Below are 19,744 nucleotides of genomic sequence, written 5' to 3'. Positions count from 1 at the left end.
AAATATTATTTTTGTTTTAAATTTTCTAAAGCATCAATGATTCCGTCAGCTCCCGGATTAATTCCATCGGGTGATAAGTAGCTCCACTGGATGATTCCTTCAGGATCAATAACAAATAGTGCTCTTTGTGAAGTTCCGTTATCTTCATTATAGACGCCGTAAGCTTTTGAAACTTCTCCCTTGGGATTGAAGTCGGCCAACAGAGGGAAGTGTAGTTTTCTGTTTTCCATGAAAGCATCATGGCACCAGGCGCTGTCAACAGAAATACCCAGGATATCTGCATTATATTTATGAAAAATGGAAAGCATTTCATTATATAGGCTCACCTGATCACCACAAACCGGACTCCAGTCTGCAGGATAAAAAACTAAAATCAGGTTCTTTCCTAAAAAATCAGAACGTTTTAGTTTCTGGTCGGGAGTGGCATGGAGCTCAAAATCCGGTGCCGGGGTTCCTTGTTGTAGTATCATATTTTTGTGATTAGTTGTAAATTCTTTGAATGAAAAACTAAAATTAGGAATAAGAAATTAATTCATAGCCGATAACGACTTAAATTATTGTTAAAATAAAGCAGAGAATTTTATTTTATTCTGGTATACTTAAATTTCTTTTTGATAACCTTATTAAGAAATGTCCCTTTAGAAGTAAAAGCTTTGAACTGATCAACAATGATCTGTGGTACTTTCAAATAATCATAAACTGCTCCCGACTGATATACGATTCGTAGTATTTCAGTTTCCGGAAAATATTCATAACTATGTACAACTGAGGAAGGCATGGTATAGGAACTGCAAAAAATATTCCTATTTAGGATATAAAAAACTGTTGGATTATGATTTTTAGGGTGTACTGAAATATTCGAAAGGTATTTTAAAATAGAGATCCGAGATAATTTATTTTCTTGGATCTGTTTATAATTTGCTATTATTTTTTGAGTAAATTTTTATATAAACTGTGTTACTTGATGTAAATAATAGTTATTTAATTTGCAATAAAGTGTAAAGCATTATTAATGCAATGCATATAGAACTTAAAAAGAATAACACCCATTTTAATTTACTGATTTTAAAATAATATAGAAGGGCTAGTATTATGACATCAAAAATAAATCCGACAAAGAAGTACCTCACACTAAAATAAAAGATATAAGCATATGTCTCGGTTCCATAACCTTCAAGAATAGAAATTATTACAAGAGGTATTAGAAATAACAAAATATGATATATTAAGGTAAATAATATTATTTTTTTCACTCTGGATTATTTTTAGTTAATGGTATTTTAACTTGTTGTCACATTATAATAGACAAATAAAAATAAAAATAATGACAGCCCCGAGAAATTAAGTTTCTAGTAGCTGTATCTTTAATTTACTTTTTATGCAAAAAATACCATTTAATTAAAGGCAATGTAATTATTTGATCTGAACTTGTTCAAATTTGTTGTTTTTTTCCTCTTTATTTTTCGTTAAATCTTCAAATAACAAATAAAAGGATATTAATACTCTAACACTTCCGATGAGCATACCCCCTAAAGTACGCCAGTATGTCATCCTTTTTAAATTATTATTAGGAGTAGATAATAAACTTTCTTTTTTAAAACTTTTAGATAATAGATATGAAATTACGACAGTGCCAATACCTACTATTAAGAGAAATAGAAATTTAATTATGAAATGCTTATCTAAATACTCTTCCATTTTGAATTTATTTAAACTGTTCTAATCTGATTGCTTCATTTAGCGCTTCTTGTAATGCCTAGTTAGGAAATCCTGAGAATTGGATTTGATATCTTTTTGCTATATCATTTCTTGTGATAATTTGATAGTTATTGTGCATAGAGTCAATATACTCAAGTAGAGTTTTTTTATTCTTTTGTATTTTAAGATTTTGCAAATTTAACCTTTTTTAAGAGTACTTGATTTCACTTTGAAAAGAATTAATAAGAATTACATCTTTAACTCCAAGGTAAAAATACTTTTGAGTAACGACAGAATATAACGTTTTAAAATAAAAAAGACCTTTCATAAACATGAAAGGTCTTTTTCTGATATAATTTAAATTATTTATTCAGATTCTCTTTAAAATCATCGATTCTATAGTCGGTAAGGGCATTGCCTTTTTCAATTTTTTCCTTGGAGTACAGGCGGAAATCATTTTCTGTTTTTTCCAAAAGATGATCATAGGGGCCTACATGAGAAATTAGCTTAACCAGTACAGGAGAAATTTCCAGACAAATGAAAAGCCCCATAATAAAGGCTGCAGCTAAACCTATGATTGCGGAATTTTTTCCTAACTCATCAAGCGCCTGCAAACGGGCGGCAAATCCATTGAACTTATCCTCAAAGGTTTCAGTAGATTTTCTTTCGGTTTCCAGATTGGTGTATACTTTTGAAATTTCTTTATCCAGATATTCCAACCTTGGAGCTACTTGCTTTTGATAACTCTCAAGATCCTGACGTCTTTGCTCCTTAAGCTCCTGTTTTCTTTTGGCATTAGATCCGAAACCTACTTTTCCACTCGTTAAGCCTGATTGTTTTCCGAGGATTTCTTTTTCTAGCTCTACAGCTGCCGAATCATAAGACTTTTGGTATTGTGCAATCTTTTCTGATATTTGTTTTTTCTCAGTTTCAAAAGGACCGCTTTGCTGAAGAATTCTGCCGGTCATTTCACCCTGAAGCTGCTTTTTATTTCGCTGGATGATCGTGTTCAGCTGTTTATTGACTTCCTTTTCAAAAATTTTAAGCTCTAAAGGTTTTGAAATGATAATTCCTAAAAAAGTAGCCAAAACCAGACGTGGAATAGCCATGAGTATCTGATTCCACCATGTTCCCGTTTTTTTGATGGAGGAAACAATGTAACGGTCCAGGTTAAATATCATTAATCCCCATAAAATTCCAAAACCAACAGATGTCCATATATTATCAAATACAGTATACATGGCATAACCTGCGGAAAGTGTAGCGAAAACTGCAGTAAATAAAACGATACCTCCGATACCCGAAAATTTATTCCATTCACTTGGTGTTTTCCTTAAAATATGGATGTTTCCTCCGGAGCATACCATCAGAAACTTCTGGAACCAATTTATTTTATGATTCACCTGATTTATAGTTTGTTGTTGATTTTTCATTATTGAAAATTTATACAAAAGTAATACTAAAAATCATACCAATGCTAAAGATAGTATTATGTTTTACCAAGTATGTTTACTTGTTTTATTTATATCACTGTTAGACAATAAGTTATGATTTTTACATATTAACATAATAAAATTCTTTACGTTTTTTCAATATATTTTGTCAATTTGTTAAAATAAATAATAGTTTTGCATCGAATAAATTAAAAAAATAGTTGAATATGAAGAGAATAGTTCTATGTTTTGCGTTGATCCTTTGGGTTAATGCATTTTCTCAAAATGTGCAAAATATTTGTGGTTTTGACCAAATCATGTCGCAAATGGATGCTAAACACCCTGAACTAAAGAAAAACAGGGAGATTGTAGAAGCCAGATTAGCTTCCATGAATAAGCAGTCTTATCTTAATAAAGTTGGCGCTAGTACTTCGTGGAACGGACTTTATACCGGACAAGTTTATGAAATCCCTGTTGTAGTACATGTTATTGAATCTCAGGCAACTGCTAATGCAAATTTACATGTTACTGATCAGGAAATTATCGACTGGATCGACAGAGCGAACAGTATGTATGCTACAACTTTTGGCAATGGATTTTACCCTGAAGGTTCCGGACCAACTGGAGGAGCAGTAATTCCTTTTAAGCTCGTATTGGCTAAAAGATCACCTAGCTGTACTCCTACTACCGGTATTGTGAGATATAATGGAAGTACTATTCCAGGTTATGATACAAGGGGAGTTAAGATGCAAAGTTCAAGTGGAGCTAGTGATAGCCAGATTAAAAATGAGTTAGCGCACCATTGGCCGGAAAATTCATACTTTAATATTTATGTAGTGATCGGTTTTGATGGGCAGCAGCAATTATCTTATGGATTAATGGGATACGCAAAATTCCCGGATTCTTATGCTTATGATTATGAAAGCTTTATGAAGGTGGCAACCATTAAAAATCAAAATGATACGACATTAACTCATGAACTTGGACATGCTTTTGGACTTTATCATACATTTCAGGGAGTTTCATATACTGATCAATCAAGTTGCCCTCCTAGTAATGATTGTGCAACAACAGGAGATAGAGTATGTGATACTTCACCATCTAGAAGCATGTATGGTGTTGCTGTTCCTAACAATACTGCTATTGATCCATGTACCGGACAAAACTACGACGGAACTCAATATAATGTTATGAATTACACCAATTCTAACCGTAAATTTACGGAAGGACAAAGAGACCGGGCTATTTTGTTAATGATGGAGTATAGAAAAGATCTGCTTAACTCTACAGCGGGTAAAGATCCGTCGATTGTTATTCCTTCGCCAGTTTCTGTAGTTGCAGCCCAATGTAATCCGCCAAGTACAGCGCACCCTACCAATAATAATTTTGCGATCGGTGCTACCAACGTTAAATTTGGAACTATAAACAGTACTACTAATGGCTACGATTCAGATGAAGCAACTCCTTCATATTATGATGATTTTGCTTCTGCAAATTGTATCAGGCCTGCATACTATACCGAAATACCGTCAACTACAGGAACGGAGCTGAAAGTAACTTATGCATATACTTTTAGTCAGGCAGAAAAGTTTAGAACAAAAGTCTGGATCGATTATAATAACAATGGGTCTTTTGAAGATAGTGAATTGGTCGTAAATCATTTATCAGGCAATTTGACCGGAACAGGGATGACCGTTACCAACACGATTACTCCTCCTGCCAATGCTGTGAAAAATACTTATTTGAGGATGAGAATTGCAGTGGATGCTGCGACGTATAATTCAGTAAATCTTCCTGATCTTACCCCTTGCTCTCAGTTACAATATGGGCAAATGGAGGACTATGCAGTTAAGATTTTAGAAGCATTAGGAACATCTGAAGTTAAAGGAAGTTCGGAAAGTAAAATTGTTTATACAAAATCAGAAAATAAACTTCAACTGATAGGAAGTAAAAATGTAAGTTTTGGAGATTACCAGATCTATGACATGAGTGGAAAAGTATTGCAGAAAGGTACTTCTAAAACGAATGAAGTTCGAATCAACCAAACATTACCAAAAGGAGTATACATTATCACTTACGGTGATAAAAAAGAATCAAAGAAATTTATAAATAACTAATAGAGTAGAAGGCCCTTTAAAAAAAGGGCCTTTTTTACTAAAAGATGCTAAACAATGAAAAGATTAATTTTCTTATTATGCTGTAGTTTTATGCTAAGTTGCCAATCACAATCTCCCGCAGTAAAAAGAAAGAGTCTGGAGAGTGATCAATATTACTTTATCGGAAAATGGAAATTAGTTGAAGAAACCTATAAAGATGGAGAGATAAGTAAAATATATCCACTTCACGAATGTACAAAGAAGACCACTTTATTATTCGAAAAAGAAAATGGAAATATTTTTTTTATTAAAAAGTATGCAAATGGAAAAAACTGTGAGATAATAAGTTCGTCAGCAAGAAATTTAGTGACGATTAATAAAAATTCATTCTCATATATGGATGCAGATCTAAAAGAAAATAAACAATTTAGAATCATTTCGAAAAACAGATTTTCCATTCTTTATAATGATATCATCTATGGAAAGGTTACTGCTATAGAAGATATTTATGAAAGACAGTAACGCTTATTTTAAACGGTCAGGATTCTGCTTTAAAAAACTTTCCCATCCGGAATAAGATTTTGTATCAGCAATTGTTCCTGAATTAAAATGATGACAAACAGCTACGGCAAGACCATCAGATGCATCCAGATATTTTGTTGGAAATTCTTTTAGCTTCAGAAGGTTTTGAAGCATCCCTGCTACCTGTTCTTTGCTGGCATTCCCATTTCCTGTAATAGCCATTTTTATTTTCTTAGGTGAGTATTCGGTAATCGGAATATTTCGATGAAGGCTCGCTGCCATTGCTACCCCTTGTGCACGTCCCAGTTTTAGCATACTCTGAACATTTTTTCCATAAAATGGAGCTTCCAGGGCAACCTCGTCCGGGTGATACTCATCAATTAAGGCTAGGGTTTTATCAAAGATGTATTTTAGCTTTGTTTCATGGTTGGGATATTTTTTCAAAATAAGCTCGTGGATGGAAACCATTTCCATCTGACCTTTTTTAATGGAAATAATCCCAAAGCCCATTATGGCAGTTCCCGGGTCAATACCTAAAATTATCTTTTCTGCAATCATTTCGTCAAAGATATGACTTTCTGAATTTTTTCCCTTAGAAAAAAAACAGTAAAAATAAATCTTATTTTGGTGAAATCTTCTTAACTTCATCAAAAAATGATTATGAAAAATTTACTAACCTTTTTAATTCTTCCGACTTTTGTGCTGTATAGCTTTCTGGTAGTGAAAGACTTAAGTTATGGAAGATCATCTGAGAATGTTAATTGTCAACAAGACAAAAATCAAATTGTGTACCTGTTTTTTAAGGTAGAAAAAACGAAATCCGGTCCTGAAAAAATTACCCTCGAATCAAAGAAAATTACTGAAGGAAAGTTGAAATCCATCCCTTCTTTTGACAGAAACTCAGCAGGTCTTGGTGATTTTATTATATCACTTACTGATGCCAGCGGAAAAGAAATTGTGAAACAGCTGGTTGAAGATCCTCTAAATCAGAATCTGGAAAGTTTTGATAAAGACGGAATCGGAAGACACAAAGTTTCCTCGGATAATGCTGAATTCAGTGTGCGCTATCCTCATTCCGGAGAAATCCAGATCGTGAAAGTGGAAAAAGTTACCCATGCAGGAAATCAATTATTATTTAACCAAAAACTATAGCCATGAAAAAAACTTTATTTCTCCTATTCGTAAGTTCATTGTGCTTTTCACAAACCTTTCAGACAGTTTCTCTGCTTAATAACGGTTCAAACTCTAACCGGATCAATATCGCAGTATTGGGTGATGGATTTACTTCTGCTCAGCAAACTAATTTTGTGAATTCTGCACAGTCTACGATTAACTATCTCTTTACAAAAAGTCCATATACAGAATATAAAAATTATTTTAATGCGTATGCTGTAAAAGTAGTATCAACAGAAACAGGTGTAAAACATCCTGGAACAGCAACGGATGTTACAGAGCCGGTTATTCCTGTTTCCAATCCCAATAATTACCTGGGCTCTTCATTTGACTTTGGTGTACACCGCTGTATTTACAGCAATAGTACAAATAAAGTAGCGCAGGTTCTCGCAGCTAATGTTCCTGATTATGATATTACGTACGTTCTGGGTAACTCTACAGAGTATGGCGGATGCGGAGGTGCTTATGCATTTGCGTCGCTAAATGGCTCTTCAAATGAGATTGTAGTACATGAACTTGGGCATTCCTTTGGAAAGCTTGCGGATGAATATTGGTTTGCAGGAACAGGGGAGTCACCTAACAAGACACAAAACTCCAATACAGCAACCATCAAATGGAAAAACTGGTTAGGATTAAACAGTGTGGGAGTGTATCCCTATACCGAAAGCCCTTCATGGTACCGTCCACATCAAAATTGTGAAATGAGATATCTGGACAGACAGTTTTGTTCCGTTTGTAAAGAGGCCATTATTGAGAGAATACATTCATTAGTATCACCGATTGACTCTTATACACCAGCCAACAGCAGCAATGTGAATGGTAATGCCGCCGTAACATTTACTGTAAATGAAGTTTTGCCAATCCCTAATACATTGGTCAATTCCTGGACTCTCAATGGAACGGCTCTTTCTTCAACGAGTAATACCTTAACAGTTTCTCCATCACAACTGAATAGCGGTCTTAATACCCTTATTTTCTCTGTTACCGACAACAGTCCTTTAATAAAAGTTAACAGTCACAATACGGTTCATTTTGCCACGGTAACCTGGAAACTGAATAAGACCTCAACGTTAAGGATGTCTGAAATTAAAGCAGAAGAAAGAAGATTCGGAATCTATCCGAATCCGGCAGAGAATGAATTCTATATCAAAGGTAAACAGGACTTTTCAAAGAATGTAAAAGTAGCATTGTATGATGGATCGGGTAAATTGATTCCTGTCAAATTTGAAATGAAAAATGCTTCTACAATCTTTGTTAATATCAGTACTATTCCTTCTGGAATCTATACTTTAGCTGTAAGTGAAGATGAAGGTCTGATCATTTCACAAAAAATTGTAAAAGAATAAAAGTAATCGAAAATATACATAACATTATGAATCGGCCCAGTGGCCGATTTTTTATTGTAGTTTCTTTTCTCTGATGGGTACCCATTTTCCGTCATATCTCAGAAGCAGAATTTTATCAACGGTAAATTTATTTTCGTAAGGTTTGTTTTGATAAACTTTCCAGGCTTTCAGGTAATTTTCAAAACTCAAATCTCTGTATCCAACGGTCATATGAGGGTTGAAGGAGCCTTTGCCAAAGCTAAATTGTTTTTTTACACGATGGTAAATATCTATAAGGCCCGGATTGTATTCAGGATGTACAAAGATCACCGGATTTTTTGGATTCGGAAAGCTTCCAAAGCCATTGAGAACGATTTCGAATGGAGATAGGGAAGTATCTATTCTTTCAAACGCTTCAATAATATCATTCTCAAGCTCTGTCTCTCTTGAAAATGGAGGTAACAAGGTGATATGAGCATCATTTTTAACCGCTTTTGAATTTTGATAATGGTAAGCAAGGTCTTCTTTGAAGAGTTTTATTTCATCAATGATCCGTTGAGGAGGATAAATAGCAATGAAATATAATTTTTTCATTACAATTCATTTTTATTATTACTTGTTCTTATCATTTGTTGTCTTAAGTCGATAACCGTGTTTTCAATAGCATCTGTGATTTTCTTTACCTCAATATGCGGTCTGAAAACTGAAGCTTTGCCCTTTGCCTCATCAGCAATATTAGACAATATAATGACTGAAGTTTTAGTATATGGGTAATAAATGTTTAGGGAAGGAGAACCCATAACATAGCCACTGTGGAAATAGGCTGTCGGTTCGCCTATATTGAGCATTATACCATATCCGTAACCCATTTTTCCTAAAATAGCATGATGTCTTTCGGAACTTTTAGAGATGAATTTCTGAAGGGTTTCCGGTTTCAAAACTTTACCACCATACAGAGCGTTATTCCAGCGGCGTAAATCATCTATGGTAGAAAGAATTCCACCTGCAGGGATCCCAATTTCTTTTCCTCCCAATCTGCGCGGCATATTAGGAACCCTTTCCGCATTCTTCTTATTTCCAATATAAGCACTTGCGAAATTCTTTCCCTCAAAAACATCTCCTGTTGAAGAATTTTTCATTCCTGCCTTTTTAAACAATTCCTGGACGTTTTTGTCATAAGAGTTTCCTGATACTTTTTCAACGATTTTTCCCAATGCATTAAAGCCATCATTGGAATAGAAAAAACCCGATCCACTTTTGAATAAAAGCTTACCTCCCAGCGTATTTAATCCAGAGGTATGGTTCAGAAGCTGACGGATTGTAATATTTTCGTATTCTTTTGTTTGAAATTCCTTGAGGTATCTGGAAACCTTATCTTCGATATTCAGCTTGTTTTGTTCCATTTCAAGTAAAACAAGAACTGCCGTAAATTGCTTACTTACAGAGCCGATGGCAAAAATAGTACTGTCGTTGATTTTTGTTTTATTTTCAAAGTTAGATAGGCCGCTTTCTTTTTTATATAATTGGGTAGAATCCTTGAAAACAGCAATACTTCCGTTAAAATTAAATCGTGAGAATACAGAGTCGATCTGTTTTTCCAAAAGTTTTTTCTCGAAGGCGGTAATGGTGGAGTCGACGATTGCATTCCTGTCAACCGTTTTTATAGATTCCATCGAATTCTTGCATGCGGTTAATGAGAGTGTAAAAATGATTAATGGGAACAATAAGTGGGAAAATTTCAGCATTTGTTTTTTAATTTAAAGCTACAGCATCAAAAAGGATGCAAACCATGCCAAATAAATAGAAAAAATGATGTGAGAGCTCCGGGGGCGATTTTTAAATTATTGTAATCAAGGGAAAAGCTCTGCCAAATTATGAAAGACCTGTAAATTATATAAACTAAATTATTACAGAAAGTAATATTTTTGAATAGATTATTAATTCAAAAATGGAAAAACATCTTGAAAATGATTTGTCGGAAATCGGCAACTTATTAGAAACTATAAAAAAGCAGGGGCTTGCTTATCTGGATGCTTTACCCGATAGAAAAACATCCGTTGATTCAAAGGAATATGTTTCCAAAGACAAAGTACCGGAGTCCGGATATGGGACAAAAAAAGTACTGGAAGTTTTTAATGAAAGATTTGAACCGGTTATGGTTGGATCATCAGGTCCCAGATACTGGGGTTTTGTTACAGGAGGTTCCACTCCTGCTTCTATTGCCGGAGACTGGCTGGCTTCTGTTTATGACCAGAATACCCAATCAACAAAAGGACAGGGAGGGGTTTCTGCCATTATAGAGCTGGAAACCATACAATTAATGCTCGATCTTTTGGGGCTCCCTAAAAATTTTCTCGGTGGCTTTGTAACCGGAGCAACAATGTCTAATTTTACCTGTCTGGCAGTAGCAAGACAATGGTTAGGAAGAGAAAAAGAAAAAGATATTGCAAAAGACGGCATTTCGATACCCATAAAAGTACTTACCGCGACACCTCATTCTTCAAGCCTTAAATCACTATCACTTTTAGGGATAGGAAGCGGAAATATTGTGAAAATTAAAACAATAGAAGGGAATAGGGAAGCGATGAATATAGATGATCTGGAAAATCGTATCATTGAATTAAAAGGGGAGCCATTTATCCTGATCTCCAGTGGTGGAACTGTGAATACGGTAGATTTTGATGATTTTAAGACAATAGCTGAACTTAAAAAAAAGCATAACTTCTGGTGGCATATTGATGCTGCATTTGGAGGATTTGCCGCTTGCTCAGATGAAACCAAACATCTTTTGGAAGGCTGGGAGCAGGCTGACAGTATTACTGTGGATTGCCATAAATGGCTAAACGTTCCTTACGAAAGTGCAGTGTTTTTCGTAAAAGATCAGTACAGGTTATTACAGGTAGAGACATTCCAGAATTCCAATGCTCCATATCTCGGGGATCCGTTGGAAAACTTCAGTTATCTGAATTTCCTCCCTGAAAACTCAAGAAGGTTAAAAGCCTTACCTGCCTGGTTTTCAATAATGGCCTATGGAAAACAAGGGTATCAGGAAATAGTTGAGAATAATATAAGATGGGCTAAACAGCTTGGTCATTTTATAGATAGCAGTTCGGATTTTAAGCTTCTGGCACCTGTCCGTCTGAATACGGTGTGTTTCACTTTGAAAAATGAAGCTGATCAGGATAAGGTTAATGAATTCTTAGAAAAATTAAATAGTACAGGAAAAGTATTTATGACGCCTACTTTTTATAATCAGCATAAAGGGATCAGGGCTGCATTTGTAAATTGGAGAACCAATGAAAATGATATAAGTATGGTTTTTGATCTCATGAAGGAGATATCAGAGACATTGAACTAAAAATAACGCTGTAGAACCAATCGTTCTACAGCGTTTTATTTTTGATCAGATCACAAAACCAAAAGACATATTCATCACCATTTTCATGATCCTCTGCATTTGGTTTTGGATAGGTTTTTTTTACAATATCACCAATTTCAAACTGAATTGGTGTTTTAAAAATGGGACCATCAAAAGTAAAAGTATGGAACTCGCCATTTTCTCCGCAAGGGTCTACATTTTCAGGTAAGTCCGAGATGAAATTTTCATCAATAATCCTCCCTGCAAAACTTTTATCTAAATAGGTTTCATTGACGCAGGTTACGATCGTTTTAAAACCCAGATCAAGAAATTCATGAATAAGTTTTTTCGTATCTTTTTTCCAAAGTGGAAAAACAGCTTCCATCCCGATAGATTTCAATTGGTCTTCCCTGTATTTTCGCAGATCTTCGAGAAAAATATCTCCAAATATGGAATGGGTGACTCCACGGGACTTTATACCGGTCATCGTTTTGTTCATGATGTCGCGGTATTGTTCCATAGATGGTTCTTTAGGAAGTTCCATTTTAATTAAAGGAAGTCCTATGCTTGAAGCTTGTTCTTCCAATAGAGAAACATGAACCCCATGCATGGAAATCCGCTGATATTCCTGATTGATACTGGTAAGAAGACCAATTATATCTAATTTTTCCTCTTTAAAGGTTTTATATAATGCAAGGGCAGAATCTTTTCCGCTACTCCAGTTGAATAAGGCTTTGGGTTTCATGTATTACTATTTCAGATGCCTATTTTTGGATTTCTTTAATCGGAATAAATGCACCATTAAGGTAGTCAATCTTTAGTTCAAATGGGTAAGCAGAAGATGAACTGGAAGCAATTAAGCCTCCGACAATCCCAAAAAATATAGACGCTGTGACCACATCTCCCATTTTTGCGCTTCCTTTTACTTTACCGGTAAAATAGAAATCACCATCCTTCTTTTCAGCTTTTGAGAAAGCATTTTCCATCGGGACATAGATATAAGGAGATCCTTGATATACCAATGCATAATAGTCATTTTTTTTGATTTCCTTTTCTTTTGTATCAATAGTTTCGTAAACCTTAATGATCTTTGGAGATTTGCCATAAAATTTGGCATTGGCAATTTGTTTTTCAGGTTCCTGATTTTTAAACGAATTATAATCTTTATATAAACCTTCCTTGAGTTGATCAGAGCTGTACAGACTCAGTTTTTGCTTTTCAATCGCATCAAAATTCTTTACATCTTCCAGAGTATAATGATCTGTTGCGGTTGCTTTTTTTGAAATATTTTTGCTGATAAAATTACTCACCATCTCACTCCCTTTTTTCATCGTTGCTTTGGTAACGTCCATTGAGGAATGATCAATAACAGAGTCGATTTTGTCAAGATAGGAGTAGGTTCCATCATCATTTTTTGCAAATAAAAATGCCTGAAAATAGCAATATCCATGTTCACTGAACGCTCCTGTTACTTCTGCAAAGTATAATTGTTTAAGATACATAACGATGGTGCCATCTTCTACATTGCTTCCATTAATATGGTTCAAAAGATTTTGAAACTGATTGGCAAGGCTTACTCCGGGAACAACCTTAGCCTTTGCGTTGAATGCTCCTTTCTGTACAATCCCCAGTGAAGTAGTATCTGTCCTTATGTCAATAAGCTTAATGGTTTTATAATAGCTTTTCTCCAGTTTTTGATCAGGAAAACTGATTGAGAAATCTTCTGTGCGTTTTTGAGAAAATAGAAAGATAGAGAACAATAGCATTGAAAGAATGCTGATTTTGTTGATGTATATTTTCATGACAATGAATATAATGATGATGTTTTATTTGCGAAAATAAAGAATCTGCCTGAGATTTAATAGATTTTTTATTCGTATAAATATTTCAATCAATGATGAGAAAAACTTATTAAATTTAAGAACGAAATTTATTAAATACTATGAAAAACTTACTACTGGGGACAGCTGTCCTATTTTTTACAGGAACTATTAATCCTGTCTTTTCACAGAGTACCGAGACTCCTAAATTTATTGGCAATACGGAAGGTATTAAAGAGTATACTCTTAATAATGGGATGAAAGTTCTTTTGATTCCTGATCCTTCCCAAAGCAATATGGTTGTGAATATTGTGTATAATGTAGGATCAAAAGATGAAGGATATGGTGAAAAAGGAATGGCACATTTGCTTGAGCATATGTTGTTCAAGAGTACCAAAAACCTTGGAGATATTAAAAAGCAGCTTTCTGATAAAGGTGGGCAGGCTAATGGGACAACCTGGTATGATAGAACAAATTATTATGAAATTTTCCCATCCAATGAAGAAAACCTGAAATGGTCTTTACAGATGGAAGCGGACAGAATGATCAATGCTACGATTTTACAGAGTGATCTGGATAAAGAGTTTTCCGTGGTTAGAAACGAATTTGAAATTGGAGAGAATAATCCTACAAGAGTGATGATGCAAAATGTATTTTCTAATGGATACGTTTGGCACAATTACGGGAACAGTACAATTGGCAGTAAGGAAGATATTGAACGGGTAAAAGCTCCGACCTTAAGAAAATTCTATGAGAAATATTACCAACCCGATAATGCAACTCTTATTGTTGCAGGAAAATTTGATGAGAAAAGCGCATTGAAATATATTTCTGATTATTTTTCAGTAATTAAAAAACCTTCACGTGAATTAGGAGGAACTTATACCGTAGAGCCAGCTCAGAACGGAGAAAAGTATTTTGAAATCAAGAGAAATAATGATCAGCAGATTATAGCTGCAGGTTATCATACTTCTGCCTATGCAGATAAAGATTATGCTGCCTTATCTGCACTTTATGAGATCCTTACCTCAAATCCTTCCGGATATTTGTATAAAAGTCTGGTAGAAACTCAGAAGGTTTCCGGAGTCTGGACATTCAGCCCTGTTTTAAGAGATCCGGGGATGGTGTATTTTAATTTTGATGTTCCAAAAGATAAGAACTTAGACGAAACCACCAAACTCGTAAGGGCAGAACTTGATAAAATCTCTTCCATTCAATTTACTCAGGATGATCTTAAAAGAGCGAAAGCAAAACTGATTAAAGACATAGAAAACCAGAAAAATAATACCATTAATTTTGCAATTAATCTTACCGAAATTATCGGAGCAGGAAACTATAAATTAAATTTTCTGTACCGTGATCATGTAGAAAATCTAAAACTGGAAGATATCAGCAAGGTTGCTCAAAAATATTTTAAAAACAACAACCGTACGATGGGTGTTTTCCGACCTTCTCCTAATGAAGAAAGGGTATTCCCTACAGAATTCAGGGATAACCAGATTGCAGATCTGGTAAAAGATTACAAAGGAAGAGCTTTGGAGAAAGAACCAGCCCCTTTTGAAGCTTCCATTGCAAATATTAAGAAAAACCTTACTGAAGGAAAGTTGTCTAATGGGATGAAGTATGGGCTTATCAATAAAGAGCTTAAAGGAGAAAAAATTCAAGCGAATTTCCGTTTAAGAATCGGAAATGAAAAAGACCTGCAAGGCAAAGAAGCTATTGGAAATATTACTGCTTCTTTATTGAAATCGGGAACCAAAACCAGAACAAAAGAGCAAATAAAAGATGAATTAGATCAAATGAAATCTTCTATGTATGCTTACGTATATGACCAGAATTTAATCATTGGAGTGAATACTTACAAACAGTATTATTCAAAAGTAATGGCCATCGTACAGGATATACTGACAAATTCTACTTTCCCGGAAAACGAAATTGCTAAAACTATTACTGAAGTAAATACTCAGTTGGAAGGACAATTAAAGGATCCTCAAGCTATTGCAGGTAATGAGTTACAGAGACTGGCATCCCCATACCCTAAAACGAGTATCTTCTATGTAGCTTCCCTACAGGAGCAAATTGATGAAAATAAAAAAGTAACTAAAGCCCAGATTGTTGATTTCTATCAGAATATTATGGGAGCATCCAATGGTGTAGGTACTGTAATCGGGAATATTGATCCAAAAATTGCTTCTTCTGAATTAGAGAAAACATTTGGAAAATTTACTGCTAAATCAAAATTTGTAGAGGTAAAACCAACATTCTTTGAAACTAAAAAACAAGATAAAAATATCATAACTCCAGATAAAGAAAATGCAGTTGCCCTTGGAACTTCAAGCTTCAAGATGTCGCAGGATCATCCTGATTACCCGGCTTTAGTGATGGCAAATGAAATTTTAGGAAGTGGAGGATTCCTTTCTGCAAGATTACCAATGAGGTTGCGTGAAAAGGAAGGAATTTCATATGGAGTTGGTTCATATCTGGATGTTCCTGTTTCAAATGATGTTGCTTCATGGAATTATTATGCTTTTTTAAATCCTACAAAAAGAAATGCTGTAGAAGCTGCTATTAAAGAAGAAATTAACAAAGCATTAGCTTCAGGTTTTACGCAGGAAGAACTTGATTCCAATAAAAAAAGTTATGCTAATGAAAGGAAAACCAGTTTAGGTTCTGATGGAACATTGGTTAACCTTGTAAATACTCAGCTTCTTTTTGGAGTTTCATTGGATACATTTGATGAACAAAATACAAAAATTCAGAACCTGAAATTATCCGAAGTGAATGCTGCTTTGAAAAAATATCTTTCTGAGAATAATATTATCTCTGTTTTCGCCGGAGATTTCAATAAAAAATAGAAGTCTTATCAGATACAATTCAAATAAAAAACCGCAGAAATCCTGCGGTTTTTTTATTTATAATAAAATATTGATTACATATTACGTCTGTATTTACCTCCTACTTCAAATAAAGCATTGGTAATTTGCCCAAGAGAGCAATATTTTACAGCATCCATCATAACAGCAAAGAGGTTTTGCTGATTAATAGCTGCATATTGTAATTCTTTTAAAGCTGCCTCAGATTTATCAAGATTGGCTTGTTGGAAATTGTGAAGTGTTTCAATCTGAACCTGTTTTTCTTCTTCAGTAGATCGAATAACTTCTCCCGGACGAACAGTTGGTGAGCCATCTTTACCCAGGAATGTATTTACTCCGATTATAGGATATTCTCCGGTATGCTTCAGCCATTCGTAATGCATGGATTCTTCCTGGATTTTTGAACGTTGATACATGGTTTCCATCGCCCCAAGTACACCTCCTCTTTCTGTAATCCTGTCGAATTCTGCATACACGGCTTCTTCAACCAGATCCGTTAATTCTTCAATGATGAATGAACCCTGAAGCGGATTTTCATTTTTCGCCAGACCAAGCTCTTTATTAATGATCAGCTGGATAGCCATTGCTCTTCTAACGGATTGCTCTGTAGGAGTTGTAATGGCCTCATCGTAAGCATTCGTATGAAGTGAATTACAGTTGTCATAAATGGCATATAAAGCCTGAAGAGTTGTTCTGATGTCATTGAAATCAATTTCCTGCGCATGCAGTGAACGTCCGGAAGTCTGAATGTGATACTTCAGCATCTGACTTCTTTCATCTGCTCCATATTTTATTTTCATGGCTTTTGCCCAGATTCTTCTTGCAACACGCCCGATCACTGAATATTCGGGATCAATACCATTTGAAAAGAAGAATGATAGGTTAGGAGCAAAATCATTGATGTCCATTCCTCGGCTTAAATAATATTCCACATATGTGAAACCATTAGCTAATGTAAATGCTAACTGGGAAACTGGATTCGCCCCGGCTTCAGCAATATGATACCCGGAAATGGAAACAGAATAGAAGTTTCTTACTTTTTCTTTTATAAAGTACTCCTGAACGTCGCCCATTAATCTCAAAGCAAATTCCGTAGAGAAGATACAGGTATTTTGTGCCTGATCTTCTTTTAATATATCGGCCTGTACGGTACCTCTTACAGTGGCAATCGTATGGGCTTTAATTTTTTCATATTCTTCTTTAGGAATAATTTCATCTCCGGTAATTCCCAGTAATTTTAGTCCTAATCCATTGTTGGAAGGAGGAAGCTCTCCATTATAATGGGGCCTTTGCAATCCTTTGTCATCGAACTTGGCTTTAAGAACAGCTTCTACTTTATCCTCAAGTTTATGCTCCACAATATATTTTTCAACATTCTGGTCTATCGCTGCATTCATAAAAAAGGCAAGCAACATAGGAGCAGGTCCGTTGATGGTCATAGAAACCGAAGTCATTGCATTAATAAGGTCGAAGCCGGAATACAATTTTTTAGCATCATCCAGTGTCGCAATAGAAACTCCTGCATTTCCGATTTTACCATAGATATCTGGGGGTAAGGCAGGATCCTGGCCATATAATGTTACTGAATCAAAAGCTGTAGATAAACGCTTAGCAGGCATTTCCGCAGAAACATAATGGAATCTTCTGTTCGTTCTCTCCGGTCCACCTTCTCCCGCAAACATCCTTGTAGGATCCTCTCCGGTTCTTTTGAAGGGATAAATTCCGGCAGTGAAAGGGAAGCTTCCCGGAAGATTCTCTTTACCTTTCCATAGAATAAGATCTCCCCAGTCATTATATTTTGGTAATGCAATTTTAGGAATCTTCAGATGAGACAGGGATTCTGTTGAGGTTTCTACCTTAATTTCTTTTCCACGAACAAAATATGAATAGAATTCCTGATGAAATGCCTTTTTGGTGTCATCCCAGTTTTTAAGGAAATCAATATTCTCCTGCTGGAGGTCCTTTTCTGCCTTTTGGTATTCGGCATCTAAAGTTTCATTAGAGATAATTTTTTTCACACCATCAATATGATACATTTTTCTGGCAAGCTCTGCCTGCTTTTCAATGTTTACATCATACTGCTTATTGTTTTCCACGATCTCTGATAAATAACGAACTCTTTTGGGTGGAATTATGGTCACTTCATCTGTGATTTCCTGCTCAACGAAAGTATTGAGGTTTAGCCCCGAAAATTTGTCGTTAACTTTAGAAATTAATCTGTTGTATAGTTCTGTAGTACCGTGATCGTTAAACTGTGAAGCCTTTGTAGCATATACCGGCATGTCATCCAATGGGCTCTCCCATAAAAGATGGTTTCTCTGGAACTGTTTTCTCACGGCCTGTAAAGCATCCAATGCGCCACGTTTATCCGATTTGTTTAGAGCTACAAGATCTGCATAATCAAGCATGTCTATCTTTTCCAGCTGTGTAGATGCTCCGTATTCAGGAGTCATTACATACATGGAAACATCTGCAAAGTCTGAAACTTCAGAGCCTGATTGTCCGATACCGGAAGTTTCAAGGATAATAACATCCGGGTGGGCAAGTTTTAAAACATTCAAAGCGGAATGAATAAATGGAGAAACGGATACATTGTTTTCTCTGGTTGCCATGGACCGCATATAAACTCTTGGATCATTGATCGCATTCATACGGATTCTGTCTCCAAGTAATGCTCCTCCTGTTTTCTTTTTAGATGGGTCAATAGATATAATCGCTATTTTCTTATCTGTATTGGAACGCAGAAAACGTCTTACCAATTCGTCAGTCAATGAGGATTTACCGGCACCACCGGTACCTGTAATACCAATAATGGGAATATTCAGATCTTTTGCTTTTTCATCGATAGCTTTAACAAGCTCCGGTTTTTCATCAGAGAAGTTTTCAACAGCAGAGATAATTTTAGCAATGCTGGTTGAATTTTCGAAATTGATAGAGTCCAGATCCTGTGCTGTTACATCTTTTCCTGTGGCAAAATCTGATCTGTTAACCAGATCATCAATCATTCCCTGAAGGCCAAGCTCTCTTCCATCATCCGGGGAATAAATTCTGTCGATTCCGTAAGACATAAGATCTTGGATTTCTTCCGGCAGGATTACTCCTCCTCCTCCTCCGAAGATTTTGATCTGTGGCGAATTTTTTTCTCTCAGAAGATCATAAATATATTTGAAATATTCATTGTGTCCTCCCTGATAAGAGGTTAAAGCTATAGCATTTGCATCTTCCTGGATGGCAGTATTTACAACTTCTTCAGCTGATTTGTCATGTCCAAGGTGAATGACTTCGCAGCCGGTTCCCTGAATAACACGACGCATAATATTAATTGCCGCATCATGTCCGTCAAATAATGACGCTGCTGTTACAATTCTAACTTTGTTTTTAGGGGTATATTTTTGGGTTTCCATAAAAAATCTAGAAAATTTCTGAATTTCCAAATATAACAATAA

General features: G+C 35.3%; 16 protein-coding genes. 6 read left to right on the top strand and 10 right to left on the bottom strand.

Annotated elements, in window-relative coordinates; all coding sequences use genetic code 11:
• Positions 1-5: 5 nt before the first annotated feature.
• The 4 genes from G9C87_RS10875 to G9C87_RS10860 form a co-directional block, all read right to left on the bottom strand.
• A complete protein-coding gene (locus G9C87_RS10875; protein WP_172280931.1) occupies positions 6-470 on the bottom strand; it encodes a redoxin domain-containing protein in 465 nt (154 codons plus the stop codon).
• 110 nt (positions 471-580) lie between these two features.
• Positions 581-778 (bottom strand): KTSC domain-containing protein, encoded by a 198-nt coding sequence (locus tag G9C87_RS10870; RefSeq protein WP_172280929.1) that lies wholly within the window; start codon positions 776-778, stop codon positions 581-583.
• 635 nt (positions 779-1,413) lie between these two features.
• On the bottom strand, positions 1,414-1,698 hold the full coding sequence (locus G9C87_RS10865) for a hypothetical protein (RefSeq protein ID WP_172280927.1): 285 nt from the start codon (positions 1,696-1,698) through the stop codon (positions 1,414-1,416).
• A gap of 362 nt (positions 1,699-2,060) precedes the next feature.
• Positions 2,061-3,131, bottom strand: coding sequence for a DUF4407 domain-containing protein (locus tag G9C87_RS10860; RefSeq protein ID WP_172280926.1), 1,071 nt, complete (start codon positions 3,129-3,131; stop codon positions 2,061-2,063).
• 227 nt (positions 3,132-3,358) lie between these two features.
• Between G9C87_RS10860 and G9C87_RS10855 the strand changes: the two genes are divergently transcribed.
• On the top strand, positions 3,359-5,248 hold the full coding sequence (locus tag G9C87_RS10855; RefSeq protein ID WP_172280924.1) for a zinc-dependent metalloprotease: 1,890 nt from the start codon (positions 3,359-3,361) through the stop codon (positions 5,246-5,248).
• Between the two features lie 54 nt (positions 5,249-5,302).
• Positions 5,303-5,749, top strand: a complete 447-nt coding sequence (locus G9C87_RS10850) for a lipocalin family protein (protein ID WP_172280922.1) — start codon at positions 5,303-5,305, stop codon at positions 5,747-5,749.
• Between the two features lie 3 nt (positions 5,750-5,752).
• Here the strand turns inward: G9C87_RS10850 and ruvC are convergent, their stop codons facing one another.
• Positions 5,753-6,307, bottom strand: a complete 555-nt coding sequence (ruvC, locus tag G9C87_RS10845) for a crossover junction endodeoxyribonuclease RuvC (RefSeq protein ID WP_172280920.1) — start codon at positions 6,305-6,307, stop codon at positions 5,753-5,755.
• Between the two features lie 102 nt (positions 6,308-6,409).
• Here ruvC and G9C87_RS10840 point away from each other — a divergent pair, with 102 nt between their 5' ends.
• Positions 6,410-6,901: a hypothetical protein gene (locus G9C87_RS10840; protein WP_172280918.1), complete on the top strand. Its 492-nt coding sequence runs from the start codon at positions 6,410-6,412 to the stop codon at positions 6,899-6,901.
• 2 nt (positions 6,902-6,903) lie between these two features.
• Positions 6,904-8,268, top strand: a complete 1,365-nt coding sequence (locus G9C87_RS10835; RefSeq protein ID WP_172280917.1) for a M64 family metallopeptidase — start codon at positions 6,904-6,906, stop codon at positions 8,266-8,268.
• A 51-nt stretch (positions 8,269-8,319) separates the two neighbouring features.
• Here the strand turns inward: G9C87_RS10835 and G9C87_RS10830 are convergent, their stop codons facing one another.
• Both G9C87_RS10830 and G9C87_RS10825 read right to left on the bottom strand, forming a co-directional pair.
• A complete protein-coding gene (locus G9C87_RS10830) occupies positions 8,320-8,841 on the bottom strand; it encodes a 2'-5' RNA ligase family protein (protein WP_172280915.1) in 522 nt (173 codons plus the stop codon).
• Positions 8,841-9,920, bottom strand: a complete 1,080-nt coding sequence (locus G9C87_RS10825) for a serine hydrolase domain-containing protein (RefSeq protein ID WP_228456999.1) — start codon at positions 9,918-9,920, stop codon at positions 8,841-8,843. The genes G9C87_RS10830 and G9C87_RS10825 overlap by 1 nt, the downstream gene beginning before the upstream one ends.
• 275 nt (positions 9,921-10,195) lie before the next feature.
• On the opposite strand from G9C87_RS10825, the gene G9C87_RS10820 reads away from it, so the two are divergent.
• Positions 10,196-11,605 carry a pyridoxal phosphate-dependent decarboxylase family protein gene (locus G9C87_RS10820; RefSeq protein WP_172280911.1) on the top strand — a complete coding sequence of 470 codons (1,410 nt, stop codon included), beginning with the start codon at positions 10,196-10,198 and terminating at the stop codon, positions 11,603-11,605.
• Between the two features lie 25 nt (positions 11,606-11,630).
• Here the strand turns inward: G9C87_RS10820 and G9C87_RS10815 are convergent, their stop codons facing one another.
• On the bottom strand, positions 11,631-12,350 hold the full coding sequence (locus tag G9C87_RS10815) for a diphthine--ammonia ligase (protein ID WP_172280910.1): 720 nt from the start codon (positions 12,348-12,350) through the stop codon (positions 11,631-11,633).
• Between the two features lie 19 nt (positions 12,351-12,369).
• Positions 12,370-13,407 (bottom strand): hypothetical protein, encoded by a 1,038-nt coding sequence (locus G9C87_RS10810; protein ID WP_172280908.1) that lies wholly within the window; start codon positions 13,405-13,407, stop codon positions 12,370-12,372.
• Between the two features lie 140 nt (positions 13,408-13,547).
• On the opposite strand from G9C87_RS10810, the gene G9C87_RS10805 reads away from it, so the two are divergent.
• Positions 13,548-16,280 (top strand): M16 family metallopeptidase, encoded by a 2,733-nt coding sequence (locus tag G9C87_RS10805; protein WP_172280907.1) that lies wholly within the window; start codon positions 13,548-13,550, stop codon positions 16,278-16,280.
• Between the two features lie 74 nt (positions 16,281-16,354).
• Here G9C87_RS10805 and G9C87_RS10800 read toward each other — a convergent pair whose 3' ends face one another.
• Entirely contained in the window at positions 16,355-19,702 is a 3,348-nt protein-coding gene (locus tag G9C87_RS10800) for a methylmalonyl-CoA mutase family protein (RefSeq protein ID WP_172280905.1), read from the bottom strand.
• Positions 19,703-19,744 lie beyond the last annotated feature (42 nt).

Origin of the sequence: Chryseobacterium sp. LAM-KRS1, assembly GCF_013184525.1 — a bacterium.
Classification (GTDB): Bacteria; Bacteroidota; Bacteroidia; order Flavobacteriales; family Weeksellaceae; genus Chryseobacterium; species Chryseobacterium proteolyticum.
The sequence above is the reverse complement of the archived record's forward strand: the minus strand, read 5'-3'. Positions and strand labels throughout refer to the sequence as shown.

Excerpts from the sequence above, each read along its gene's own strand:
- G9C87_RS10805 (WP_172280907.1), top strand. The coding sequence starts at position 13,548 with ATGAAAAACTTACTACTGGGGACAGCTGTCCTATTTTTTACAGGAACT.
- G9C87_RS10820 (WP_172280911.1), top strand. The coding sequence starts at position 10,196 with ATGGAAAAACATCTTGAAAATGATTTGTCGGAAATCGGCAACTTATTA.
- ruvC (WP_172280920.1), bottom strand. The coding sequence starts at position 6,307 with ATGATTGCAGAAAAGATAATTTTAGGTATTGACCCGGGAACTGCCATA.
- G9C87_RS10830 (WP_172280915.1), bottom strand. The coding sequence starts at position 8,841 with ATGAAAAAATTATATTTCATTGCTATTTATCCTCCTCAACGGATCATT.
- G9C87_RS10870 (WP_172280929.1), bottom strand. The coding sequence starts at position 778 with ATGCCTTCCTCAGTTGTACATAGTTATGAATATTTTCCGGAAACTGAA.
- G9C87_RS10800 (WP_172280905.1), bottom strand. The coding sequence starts at position 19,702 with ATGGAAACCCAAAAATATACCCCTAAAAACAAAGTTAGAATTGTAACA.
- G9C87_RS10810 (WP_172280908.1), bottom strand. The coding sequence starts at position 13,407 with ATGAAAATATACATCAACAAAATCAGCATTCTTTCAATGCTATTGTTC.
- G9C87_RS10860 (WP_172280926.1), bottom strand. The coding sequence starts at position 3,131 with ATGAAAAATCAACAACAAACTATAAATCAGGTGAATCATAAAATAAAT.
- G9C87_RS10835 (WP_172280917.1), top strand. The coding sequence starts at position 6,904 with ATGAAAAAAACTTTATTTCTCCTATTCGTAAGTTCATTGTGCTTTTCA.
- G9C87_RS10875 (WP_172280931.1), bottom strand. The coding sequence starts at position 470 with ATGATACTACAACAAGGAACCCCGGCACCGGATTTTGAGCTCCATGCC.
- G9C87_RS10850 (WP_172280922.1), top strand. The coding sequence starts at position 5,303 with ATGAAAAGATTAATTTTCTTATTATGCTGTAGTTTTATGCTAAGTTGC.
- G9C87_RS10865 (WP_172280927.1), bottom strand. The coding sequence starts at position 1,698 with ATGGAAGAGTATTTAGATAAGCATTTCATAATTAAATTTCTATTTCTC.
- G9C87_RS10840 (WP_172280918.1), top strand. The coding sequence starts at position 6,410 with ATGAAAAATTTACTAACCTTTTTAATTCTTCCGACTTTTGTGCTGTAT.
- G9C87_RS10855 (WP_172280924.1), top strand. The coding sequence starts at position 3,359 with ATGAAGAGAATAGTTCTATGTTTTGCGTTGATCCTTTGGGTTAATGCA.
- G9C87_RS10815 (WP_172280910.1), bottom strand. The coding sequence starts at position 12,350 with ATGAAACCCAAAGCCTTATTCAACTGGAGTAGCGGAAAAGATTCTGCC.
- G9C87_RS10825 (WP_228456999.1), bottom strand. The coding sequence starts at position 9,920 with ATGGAATCTATAAAAACGGTTGACAGGAATGCAATCGTCGACTCCACC.